The organism is Mariniflexile ostreae (assembly GCF_042427585.1).
GTDB lineage: Bacteria > Bacteroidota > Bacteroidia > Flavobacteriales > Flavobacteriaceae > Pseudalgibacter > Pseudalgibacter ostreae.
In genome coordinates, this window is the sequence record NZ_JBHMFC010000029.1 from 1 (window position 1) to 12,370 (window position 12,370).

The window sequence follows — 12,370 nt, forward strand, 5'->3', positions numbered from 1 at the left end:
AAGTAATAAATTGGCAATAGATAAAAGTGAATCAGAGGACATAGAAATTTTTGCTCCAAAGTTCTTTCTTTTTTAGTTACTCCACAACTTTTTGCGTTGACCCAAAAGAGTCCCTGTAAAAGGACTCTTTTTGAGATTCTATAATGGTAGTTTTATTTACCAAACCGAATTTTTAAATTATAGTGGATTGTCCTAAATGTATATTGGTGAAATTTAAGTTGGTCTCTTCTGGATTACTTATAAAATCTTCAATAAAATCTCCTACTTTGCTCGTTGAAATATTATCATATTTAGTATTTAAATCGGGTGTTGTAATATGTAATTGTAACGATTTGTCAACGGCTCTTCTGGTTAATGCAGCTTCTTCATGTAAGTCGAAATGTTCTAACAGCATGGCAGCAGATAAAATGGCAGCAATAGGATTGGCAATCCCTTTATCCGTAGCTTTAAAATAGGCTCCGTGAATGGGTTCAAACATAGAATACTTATCACCTAGCGATGCAGACGCTAATAAACCTATCGAACCTACAATAACGCTGGCTTCTTCAGAAATGATATCACCAAACATATTTTCAATCAAAATGATATCGAACTGTTTTGGGTTAATAATAAGCTGCATGGCCGCTTGATCAACATATAAATAATTTACATCAACCTCAGGGTACTGTAAGGCCATTTCCATTACCACTTTACGCCAAAGCTTTGAGCTTGCTAGTACATTGGCTTTATCAACAAGGGTTAGCTTGTTCCTTCTCGATTTTGCAGCTTTAAAAGCGCTATGCGCTACACGTTCTATTTGGTTACGCGTATAAGTGCAGGTATCGGAAGCTGTGTTGCCATCGTTGCTCCATGTTTTTTCTCCAAAATAAATTCCACCCGTTAATTCTCTATAAAAACATAAATTAACGTCTTTAATCCATTTTTTTCGCAGAGGCGATTTGTTGGATAAGTCTTCGTAGGCTATTATAGGTCTTATGTTGGTGTGCAAATCTAACGCTTTACGCAGGCCTAAAAGACCTTGTTCGGGTCTTATCTTAGCATCTGGGTCTTTATCATATTGCGGGGAGCCAATAGCGCCAAATAACACGGTATCTGCTTTTTTACAAAGCTCTAAAGTTTCTTCAGGTAAAGCACTTCCTGTTTTTTTAATGGCAGCAGCGCCCACCAAACCGTATTCAAAAGTGAACACGTGATTGTATTCTGTAGCAATAGCCTTCAAGGTTTTTACAGCTTGAGCAATTACTTCAGGGCCAATGCCATCACCGGGTAAAACAGCAATATGTAGCTTCATTTTATTTGAAAACTTTTTTATAAAGATGAGTTTATTTCTTTGTAAACAGCACTTAATTCAATAATTTGATGGATATCATCATCTAGAACCTCTTTCTTTCTATCGGCATAATTTAAAAAATCAACATACACTTCGTCCAATTGAAGTTTGGTTAATTCATATCCTATAATTTTTGCCCTGTATGCCAATGCGGCTCTACCGCTTCTTGCAGTAAGGACGATAGCAGACTCTGTTACGCCTACATCTTTAGGGTCAATAATTTCATAGGTTTCACGATTTTTTATTACACCATCCTGATGGATCCCCGAACTATGAGCAAAGGCATTTGCACCCACAATCGCCTTATTTGGCTGTGTGTAAATCCCCATATTATCAGATACTAACTGGCTAATGCCGTATAGCATTGTGGTATTGATATTGGTGTCTAAATTTAAGTAAGGGTGTTGTTTTAAAATCATCACCACTTCTTCTAATGCCGTATTTCCTGCACGTTCACCAATGCCATTAATAGTACATTCTATTTGTCTGGCACCATTAATAACGCCTTCTATAGAGTTCGCAGTGGCTAAGCCTAAATCATTGTGGCAATGGCAAGATAAAACGGCTTTATGGATCCCCTTTACATTTTCTTTAAGATATTTTATTTTCGCACCATATTCACTTGGTAAGCAATATCCTGTGGTATCTGGAATGTTAAGAACGGTTGCACCAGCTTTAATTACGGCTTCGCAAATACGTGCTAAATACTCATTATCCGTTCTACCAGCATCTTCAGCATAAAACTCGACATCTTCTACAAAGGTTTTGGCATAAGCAACAGCCTTAACGGCACGTTCTAAAATTGCATCCTGAGTAGAGTTGAACTTAAACTTTATATGCGAATCGGAGGTTCCTATTCCTGTATGGATTCTTGGTTTTTTTGCATACCTAAGAGCTTCTGCAGCTACTTTTATATCATTTTCAACAGATCTTGTAAGGCCACATACCGAAGCATTTTTAACAATTTTAGAAATAGCTTCTACCGATTTAAAATCGCCTGGGCTGGAAACAGGAAACCCTGCTTCAATGATGTCCACACCTAAAAGATCGAGTTGTTCTGCAATGATTAGTTTCTGTTCTGTATTTAGCTTACAGCCAGGCACTTGCTCGCCATCTCGAAGGGTAGTGTCAAAAATTTGTACGATGTTATCAGACATTTATTAAAATATATTTTCTTATTGTGCTACGAATGTATAATTTGGTTTCCTAAATAGGGAATACATCGGTCTACTTTTACGATGCTTAACCCCTTTATATTGTGTATAAACATCTATAATTCAAATAGTTAAGTCTGTTATTCGTATTATGACAAAGGAGCAAAAAGATAACTTGTTTGTATTGGTGAAATCGTTATCCAAATCTGAAAAACGACAATTTAAACTTTATGTAGGCAGATTGGGGGTAAATGAGGATTCTAAATTTTTAATGCTTTTTAATATTCTGGATAAACTTTCGGTTTATGATGAAGCTGCAATCCTGAAAAAAGGGATTGTTAAAAAACAACAATTATCCAATCTTAAAGCGCATTTGTATAAACAAATTTTAATAAGTCTTAGGTTAAATCCTTCACATCAAAATATTAGAATTCAAATACGGGAGCAATTGGATTTTGCCACTATTTTATATCATAAAGGCCTGTATAAGCAAAGCTTGAAAATTCTTGATAAAGCAAAGAGCCTTGCTATTGTTAATGAAGAAAAAAATATTGCTTCAGAAATTGTGGAGCTTGAAAAGGTGATTGAATCTCAGTATATAACTAGAAGTTTGAGCAATCGTGCAGACGAACTGACAATACAGGCAAAGAATTTGAGCTTACAAAACGTGCTAACGAGTAAACTGTCCAATTTGTCCCTTCAACTTTATGGGCTTTTTTTAAAAACAGGCTATGTTAAAAACAAAAGAGAAACTAAGCGTATTAGAGAGTATTTTAATGATAGGCTACCCAAATATGATATCAATGCTTTAAATTTTAGAGAGAAATTATGGCTTTACAATGCTTACTTATGGTATAGTTTTTTAACTCAAGATTTTTTGTCCTGCTACAAATATGCGTCAAAGTGGGTGTCTCTTTTTTATGAAAATAAAGATATGATTGTGTTAAACCCTGTTTTCTTTTTACGAGGCAATCATTACTTATTGGAATCTTTATTTTATTTAAATCATCATGGAAGGTTTAAAGAAGCACTTCTGGATCTGGAAACTGTTACGAAAGAGTCTTGGTTTCCTATCGATGATAATATTGAAGGGTTAAGGTTTCTGTACGTTTATAATAATAAGTTCAATTTACATTTTATTGAAGGTCGTTTTCATGAAGGGTTACCTATGATTGATGAGGTTTTGGGAAAACTAAAAAAATATCAAGACCGGATTGATGAGCATCATGTTATGGTGTTTTATTATAAAATTGCCAGTATGTATTTTGGTGCAGGCGAAAATAAAAAGTGTATTCAATTTTTAGAAAAAATAATCAGTAATAAATCCTTGCAAATGCGCGAAGATCTTTTGTGTTTTTCGAGAGTACTAAATCTTGTGGCACATTATGAGGCAGGAATAGATTATAATTTAGAAGTGCTTATAAAAAGCACTTATAAGTTTTTAATCAAAATGGAAGACCTGTACGAGGTACAAAAAGAGATGATTAAGTTTTTAAGAGGTCTGGGCGATATATACCCACATGAAGTTAAAGCAGCCTTTATAAAACTTCATGAAAAATTAAAAGAATATGAAAAAGACCCATACCAAAGCCGAGCTTTCTTATATTTGGATATTATTTCGTGGCTAGAATCCAAAATAGAAAATAAGCCAATAGGACTTATAATTAGAGAGAAATTTGAAGAAAAATTTCAAAAAAAATAATTTTTATTTAAAATAATTTGGTTTTTAACTTTTTCTGACTGAATATTTGTATTCACAAAAAGTTCAATAACGTATTGAAATGTTATCAAGAAAGGTGGAGGGATTAGACCCTTTGAAGCCTTAGCAACCTCCCGAACACTCGGGGAAGGTGCTACATTCTACCCCGAAAGGATAGATAACCAAACAAAATTATTTTCTGTAGTTTTGTGAAATCTTTATAACATTTTTCTATTAAGTACGCTATTTATAGCATATTTTGGCTTTTAGTTCGCAAAGAAACTCAGGAAAGCTGTGCTTTTCTGTCTCCTTTGAAATTTTTATTCTAGCGAAAGCGGGAATCTTATTTATTAACTTAAAAAAAATAGAAAAATGAGCACATTTAAACTTGAAACAAACGCATTGCATGCGGGACATGATGTAAAAGCAAACGGAGGAACTAGAGCCGTACCCATTTATCAAACAACATCATATGTTTTTAACGATACAGATCACGCTGCAAATCTTTTTTCATTAAAAGAATTAGGATTTATATACACCCGTTTAAACAATCCTACCAATCAAATCCTACAAGACCGTTTAGCGGCTGTTGAAGGCGGTATTGGTGCTGTTGTTTTTGCTTCGGGTGGCGCTGCTATTTCAACAGGCTTGTTAACCTTGTTGAAATCGGGCGATCATATCGTAGCTTCTAGCAGTCTTTATGGGGGCACGTTTAACTTGTTAAATGTAACTTTACCAAGACTAGGAATTACCACAACATTTGTTGATGCCGATAACCCTGAGAGTTTTGCGGCAGCAGTTCAAGACAATACTAGAGCTTTCTTTGTGGAGTCTTTAGGGAATCCAAAATTAGATGTATTGGACTTGAAAGCGATTTCAGTTCATGCTAAAGCAGCAGGAGTTCCATTTATAGTGGATAATACTGTAGCCACTTCAGTATTGTTAAAACCTATTGAACATGGGGCAGATATTGTTATCCATTCTTTAACCAAATATATTGGCGGACAAGGAAACTCTTTAGGTGGCGCCATAATTGATGCTGGAACATTTGATTGGACTAATGGAAAATTTCCAGAATTTACAGAGCCTTCTGCCGGTTATCATGGTTTGGTGTACAGCGAGGCTTTAGGGGCCGCGGCCTATACCTTTAAGTTAGTTCTGGAAGGTTTAAGAGATTTTGGAGGAGCGTTAAGTCCGTTTAATGCATTTCAAATTATTCAAGGTTTAGAAACATTACCAGTTAGAATAAAACAGCATAGTGCAAATGCTTTAGAGTTAGCCAAATGGTTAGAAGCACAGGATGAAGTGGAATGGGTGAATTATCCAGGATTAGAAAGCAGTAAATATAAAGCTTTAGCTGATAAGTATTTACCTAAAGGACAAAGTGGATTGATTACTTTTGGGGCTAAAGGTGGATTTGATGCCGCAAAAACAATTTCAGATAATACGCAGTTGTTTTCATTGTTAGCAAATATTGGCGATACTAAATCGTTAATTATTCACCCAGCGAGTACAACGCATCAGCAATTAAACGAAGCGCAACAAGAAGCCGCAGGGGTTTCAAGCGATTTAATTAGGCTATCTGTAGGTCTTGAAGATATCGACGATTTAAAAGCAGACTTAAAAGCTGCGTTTAGCAAAATATAATTTATACATTTTAGGCCTACATGGCATCAAAAGCTGTGTAGGCCTTTTAAAAGATTTTTATCATCATTGGAACATCCTATACATCATATTGTCATTAAAGACTTTACCACCGAAAGTAAAGCGCTTATTTCTGAAATAAAATTAAGTTATCAAACCTTTGGTAAGCCTTTAGGAACTGCCCCTATAGTATTGGTAAACCATGCTTTAACCGGTAATAGTAATGTTGCAGGTGAAGATGGTTGGTGGACAGACCTAGTTGGAAAAGAAAAAGTTATCGACACCAATATGTACACCATTTTGGCCTTTAATATTCCCGGTAATGGTTTTGATGGATTCGTGATTGAAAATTATAAAGATTTTATCGCTAGAGATATTGCCAAATTATTTTTAATCGGGTTAGAGAAATTAAGTATTAACAAGGTTTTTGCTTTGGTAGGAGGGTCTTTAGGTGGGGGTATCGCTTGGGAAATGGCCGTTTTAAGTCCCGAAATCACAGAGCATTTAATACCCGTGGCTACCGATTGGAAATCTACAGATTGGCTGATAGCCAATTGCCAGATTCAGGAAGCTTTTTTAATGAATTCTAAAAACCCTGTGCATGATGCTCGAATGCATGCCATGTTGTGCTATCGCACGCCAGAGTCGTTTAAAGAACGGTTTCAGCGTTCTAAAAACGATAATTCCGAGATTTTTAATGTTGAAAGCTGGTTATTGCACCATGGGAAAAAATTACAAGAACGGTTTCAGTTGTCGGCTTATAAGTTGATGAACCAACTTTTAAAAACCATTGATGTAACAAAAAATAGGGAAGGCGAATTTATTTTAGAGAACATAAAGGCAAATATTCATATCGTGGGTGTGGATTCTGATTTGTTTTTTACAGCAGAAGAAAATAAACAAACGCATAAACAATTGGCTTTAACACGGCCTAATGTAACGTATAATGAAATCCATTCGGTGCATGGACATGATGCTTTTTTAATGGAATACGAACAACTTGAAAAAATTATAGAGGGTGTTTTTAGACCAGACTCTAAAAAGAGAAAAATGAAGATATTGAAATTTGGTGGAAAATCTTTGGCAAATGGCGAAGGCTTGGATAAAGTGATTTCTATAATAGAAAAGAAAGTTAAGGATGGTGAGCGTATTGCTGTAGTGGTTTCTGCAAGAGGAAAAGCTACCGATGAGTTGGAGGCTATATTGGATAAAGCAGTAAAAAGTGAGTCTTATAAAATAAAACTAGAGGCTTTTAAAGCGTATCAATCGGAACCTTCAAAAAATATAGACTTTTCTTTAGAGTATTCTAGGTTGGATAAACTTTTTGAAGGTGTAAATTTGTTAGGCGATTATAGTAAAAAAACCAAAGATGAGGTTTTAGCACAAGGGGAGTTATTGTCTGCCAAATTGGTGGCACAATTACTTAACGACCGTAAAATAGAATCTCAAGCCATTGACGCTAGGCAATTGATTAAAACCGACGACGTGTTTGGTAATGCACAGCCTATTTTGCAATTATCGCAAGATAATATCAAAAAGTATTTTAAAGAGCATCGAAATACGGTAAATATAGTTACGGGTTTTATCGCTTCAAATTTAAAAAATGAAACCACTACATTGGGTAGGAATGGTAGTAATTATACAGCTGCATTATTAGCGAACTACCTGGACGCAGATGAATTGCAAAATTACACACATGTAAATGGTATCTATACCGCTAATCCAGACTTAGTGCCTGATGCTAAAAAAATTAGAGAGCTTTCGTTTAGCGAGGCGAATGAATTGGCGAATTTTGGAACTACCATTTTACATGCTAAAACTATTATTCCTTTAGTTGAGAAAAACATAAGCCTTCGTATTTTAAACACGTTCAATGCAGATGATGAAGGCACTTTAATTACCGCCAACCCAAACGCTAAAGAAGTAACCTCATTATCTGTTTTAGATAATGTGGCCTTATTAAATTTAGAAGGCCGTGGGTTATTAGGCAAAAGTGGGGTAGATGCTCGTATATTTGGAGCATTGGCACATAAAAATATAAGTGTAAGCATCATTTCCCAAGGGTCATCAGAAAGAGGTATTGGTTTAATTATAAATGCCGATCAAGCTACACAGGCCGTTGTCGCTTTAGAGCGTGAGTTTGAAAATGACTTTTACTCCCAAGATGTTAATAAAATTGGTGTTGTGGATGATGTATCGGTTATCTCTATTATCGGTATTGAGCTAAGCTCGTTCCATAGGCCTTTTAATGCCCTTATTAGAAACCAGATAACCCCTTTGTTGTTTAACAATACGGTAACTGGTAAAAACGTGAGCTTGGTGGTTAAAAAAAACCAGTTGCATAAAGCCGTTAACGTTATCCATGGGGAAATATTTGGAATTTCAAAAAAAATAAACATTGCTATTTTTGGTCATGGAGGTGTAGGTGCTGCGCTAATCAATCAGATTTTAAAATCTAGGGATGATATAGAAAAACGTAAAGGCATTAACCTAAACGTATTTGCAATCGCAAATTCGAAGCAAGTGCTTTTAAACAAAAAAGGTGTAGACACGAACTGGAAAGAAGCTATTGGTGAAGCATCCCATAATTTTACAATCCAAGACATTATGGATTATGCCAAAACGCATCATTTAGAAAATTTGATAGCGGTAGATAATACGGCAAGTTCACAGTTCTATAAAAATTATGTTCCCTTAATTGAAGCAGGGTTTGATTTGGTCTCTTCAAATAAAATAGCAAACACCATTTCGCATAAGTTTTATTCAGACTTAAGAGTCCATTTAAAGCAACACAACAAAGAGTATTTGTACGAAACCACTGTTGGAGCAGGGCTGCCTTTAATTGATACTATTAAGCTTTTGCATGAATCGGGTGAAAATATTACCAGAATTCGGGGTGTGTTTTCAGGAACTTTAAGTTATTTATTCAATAACTTTTCAGTTCAGGATAAATTATTTAGTGAAATTATTCAGGAAACTATTGATAAAGGCTTTACAGAGCCTGATCCTAGAGAGGATTTTTCGGGAAATGATGTGGCGAGAAAATTATTGATTTTAGCCAGAGAGCTGGATTTGTTGAACGAATTTGAAGATGTTTCCGTTCAAAACCTAATTCCAGAAGCTTATCAAGATATTCCTGTATCCGACTTTTTAAAACAACTTCATGTTTTAGATGAGGAGTATCAAAAAATCAAAGAAAATCAGAAACCAGGACATGTGTTGCGATATATCGGTGATTTATCTGGCGATTTGTCTAAGGAGAAAGGCCGTTTAGAAGTGAAATTAGTGTCTATTCCAGAAGATAGTACTTTAGGCCATATAAAAGGTTCGGATGCCATATTTGAGATTTTTACAGAATCATATGGAGAACAACCTATTGTAATTCAAGGCGCAGGAGCAGGAGCAGAAGTAACGGCACGTGGCGTTTTTGGAGATATTTTAAGAATGTCGAAGCATATATATTAATTCATTTTATAATTCCCTAGACTCCCAGATGTATACTGGGAAGGAAATTGTCGAATTTTAGGTCTAAAAGAATAAGACTTATAAAACAAGAATATGAGTAAAGAAAAACAATTTGAAACCGAAGCCGTTCGAACCCAGTCTGAACGCAGCCAATATTTAGAACATTCTACGCCCCTATATTTAACCTCAAGTTTTGTGTTTGAAGATGCCGAAGATATGCGGGCATCTTTTGCAGAAGAGAAGGTGCGTAATATTTATGGTAGATTTACAAATCCTAACACTACAGAGTTTATTGATAAAGTATGTAAGATGGAAGGAGCAGAAGCTGGTTTTGCATTTGCTACAGGGATGTCTGCTGTATTCTCAACTTTTGGAGCTTTGTTAAGCAGTGGCGACCACATTGTGTCTTGTGCCTCTATATTTGGATCGACACATAGCTTGTTTACGAAATACCTACCCAAGTGGAACATTACTACCACATATTTTAAGGTTAATGATGTTGATAAAATCGAAGCTTTAATTCAACCGAATACTAAAATTATTTATGCTGAATCGCCAACCAATCCAGCCGTAGATGTTTTAGATCTAGAAATGCTTGGGGCTATCGCAAAAAAGCATAACCTTCTTTTAGTAATTGATAACTGTTTTGCAACACCTTATTTGCAGCAGCCTATAAAATTTGGAGCAGATTTGGTTATCCATAGCGCCACCAAATTAATGGATGGACAGGGTCGTGTTTTAGGAGGTGTTGCTGTAGGTCGTGCCGATTTGATTAGAGAAATCTATTTGTTTTCAAGAAATACAGGGCCAGCTTTATCGCCTTTTAATGCATGGGTGTTATCTAAAAGCCTTGAAACTCTAGCTGTTAGAGTGGATAGGCATTGTGAAAACGCTTTAAAAGTAGCTGCGTTTTTAGAAATACACTCCAAAGTGAATGCTGTAAAGTATCCTTTTTTAAAGTCGCATCCCCAATATGATATTGCAAGAAAACAAATGAAAGCGGGTGGAAATATCGTGGCTTTCGAAATAAAGGGCGGTATAGAAGCGGGGCGTAAATTTTTAGATGCTATTAAAATGTGCTCTTTATCGGCAAATCTTGGTGATACGCGAACCATTGTTACCCATCCAGCTTCTACCACACATAGTAAGTTATCGGAAGCAGATAGAATGGAAACGGGTATTTTAGATGGATTAGTAAGGGTTTCTGTGGGCTTGGAGCATGTAGATGATGTTATAGCAGATTTGGAACAGGCACTAGGGCATTACTAATATAATCCTGAAGTTTGTTTTAATACTTAAGGATGGAACTATAAGGGGTGATTATATTTTATGAGAAAACTTCTCCCTAAATAACGATTTTAGAGCATGCAAATAGAATTGAAAATAGCTAAAGGTTTTAAATAAATTTAGGAGAAAGTAAACGCATGAATTTTACATTATGTAACGACAGGTATCTCAATTGGTTTTTGAGTTAAATTATTTATGATATGAGCAACCTTTGTTAAAATACTTATCTTTGTTGCATGATATCCAAAAAAACAAAATACGGACTAAAAGCACTTACTTATATAGCGAGAGCAAGTAAAGAAAGCCCTGTTCAAATAAGTGAAATTTCTAAAAACGAGCTTATACCACATAAATTTTTAGAGAGTATTTTGCTTACGCTTAGAAAGTCGGGTTTTTTAGGCTCTAAAAAAGGGAAACATGGGGGGTACTATCTACTTAAAGAGCCTAATCAGATTTTAATGGCCGATGTGTTACGTGTCTTGGAAGGTCCTATCGCTATGGTGCCTTGTGTGAGCTTGAATTTTTATGAAAAGTGCGACGACTGTGTCGATGAATTTACATGTAGCGTTAATAAGCTTATGATACAAGTGCGTGATAGTACATTAAAAGTTCTTAAAAACAATACCTTAGAAGATTTAGCTAATAATTAGATATTCGTAAAATTCATTAAAAGCATTTAAAAATCTTTATAATATTTTCCCTTTTTTATGCGTTTTATTGAAAAATGGGGGTTTTAAACTAAAAAAAGGGAGAAAGTTATTTGTGTTCTCATAAAAAGCTCTAGATTTGCAATCCCTACTAATTCGATAGGGTTAATATAAAGTCAGTAAAAATGATTGGGCAAATGTTAATAAAAGATAAAGATAAAACATCATACAGCGTTGATAGTAATTCAGAAAAGCCTGTTAGAAGTATCGTTAAATCGTTAAGTTGGAGAACAATAGGAACCATAGATACTATTTTGATTTCGTGGTTGGTTACAGGGCAACTGGATTTAGCGTTTTCTATAGGGTCTATAGAGTTGGTTACAAAAATGTTGTTGTACTTTTTTCATGAGCGTATTTGGAACACCATAAAGTGGGGCCGATAATTTATATAAATAAGAGACATGATTTCACAAGAAAAAATAGATGTATTAAATAAGGAGTTTGAAAAAGCAGCACCTGCTGATATCGTAAAAAAAGCTTTAGAACTTAGTCACGATGCCGTAGTTACTACAAATTTCAGGCCTTATGAAGCAGCTATTTTGCATGCAGTAACAGCTATAAATGCTAAAGTACCTGTAATTTGGTGTGATACAGGATATAATACACCGCAAACGTACAAACATGCAGAACAGGTTATTAAAGATTTGAATTTGAATATCTTTTTGTACGTTCCTAAACAAACATCTTCACATAGAGATGTGGTGTTAGGTATTCCTTCTGTAGATGCTCCAGAGCATGCTTTGTTTACAGAACAGGTTAAGTTAGAGCCTTTTAGAAGAGCGATGGAAGCGCACAAACCAAAAGTATGGTTTACAAACTTACGTCAAGGGCAAACCGCTTTTAGGGACAGTATAGGTATTTTTAGCGTGAGCAAAGATGGGGTGTTAAAGGTAAGCCCTTTTTACTACTGGTCTGATGCCGATTTAGATACTTATATAGAAAAATATAAGTTGACTAATGAGTTTAAGTATTTTGACCCTACAAAGGCATTAGAAAACCGAGAGTGTGGGCTGCATGCGTAAGCGTTTGCAGACGAAGTGATATTGACTATTAATATAAAACAACAATAACAAAGCTCTTATTC

General features: G+C 35.2%; 9 protein-coding genes and 1 riboswitch. Of the genes, 7 read left to right on the forward strand and 2 right to left on the reverse strand.

All coding sequences use genetic code 11. The features are described from left to right. Positions 1-172: 172 nt before the first annotated feature. Together leuB and ACFFU9_RS08160 are read right to left on the reverse strand one after the other, a co-directional pair. Complete coding sequence (gene leuB, locus ACFFU9_RS08155) at positions 173-1,291, reverse strand: 3-isopropylmalate dehydrogenase (RefSeq protein WP_379860910.1); 1,119 nt, start codon at positions 1,289-1,291, stop codon at positions 173-175. Between the two features lie 17 nt (positions 1,292-1,308). Continuing rightward, positions 1,309-2,487, reverse strand: a complete 1,179-nt coding sequence (locus tag ACFFU9_RS08160; RefSeq protein WP_379860911.1) for a 2-isopropylmalate synthase — start codon at positions 2,485-2,487, stop codon at positions 1,309-1,311. A 148-nt stretch (positions 2,488-2,635) separates the two neighbouring features. Here ACFFU9_RS08160 and ACFFU9_RS08165 point away from each other — a divergent pair, with 148 nt between their 5' ends. From ACFFU9_RS08165 to ACFFU9_RS08195, 7 genes are all read left to right on the forward strand, one after another. Beyond that, positions 2,636-4,186 carry a hypothetical protein gene (locus ACFFU9_RS08165; protein ID WP_379860912.1) on the forward strand — a complete coding sequence of 517 codons (1,551 nt, stop codon included), beginning with the start codon at positions 2,636-2,638 and terminating at the stop codon, positions 4,184-4,186. A 79-nt stretch (positions 4,187-4,265) separates the two neighbouring features. After that, positions 4,266-4,368, forward strand: a riboswitch (SAM riboswitch). A 187-nt stretch (positions 4,369-4,555) separates the two neighbouring features. After that, positions 4,556-5,830 (forward strand): O-acetylhomoserine aminocarboxypropyltransferase/cysteine synthase family protein, encoded by a 1,275-nt coding sequence (locus ACFFU9_RS08170; protein ID WP_379860913.1) that lies wholly within the window; start codon positions 4,556-4,558, stop codon positions 5,828-5,830. Between the two features lie 66 nt (positions 5,831-5,896). Continuing rightward, entirely contained in the window at positions 5,897-9,292 is a 3,396-nt protein-coding gene (thrA, locus tag ACFFU9_RS08175) for a bifunctional aspartate kinase/homoserine dehydrogenase I (RefSeq protein WP_379860914.1), read from the forward strand. 93 nt (positions 9,293-9,385) lie between these two features. Next, entirely contained in the window at positions 9,386-10,561 is a 1,176-nt protein-coding gene (locus tag ACFFU9_RS08180; protein WP_379860915.1) for a trans-sulfuration enzyme family protein, read from the forward strand. Positions 10,562-10,815: 254 nt separating this feature from the next. Then, entirely contained in the window at positions 10,816-11,229 is a 414-nt protein-coding gene (locus ACFFU9_RS08185) for an RrF2 family transcriptional regulator (protein WP_379860916.1), read from the forward strand. Positions 11,230-11,423: 194 nt separating this feature from the next. Next, complete coding sequence (locus tag ACFFU9_RS08190) at positions 11,424-11,669, forward strand: DUF2061 domain-containing protein (RefSeq protein ID WP_379860917.1); 246 nt, start codon at positions 11,424-11,426, stop codon at positions 11,667-11,669. 18 nt (positions 11,670-11,687) lie between these two features. Further along, the gene (locus ACFFU9_RS08195) at positions 11,688-12,308 is read left to right on the forward strand and encodes a phosphoadenosine phosphosulfate reductase domain-containing protein (protein WP_379860918.1); all 621 of its coding nucleotides are present in this window, start codon (positions 11,688-11,690) and stop codon (positions 12,306-12,308) included. Positions 12,309-12,370: the final 62 nt, after the last annotated feature.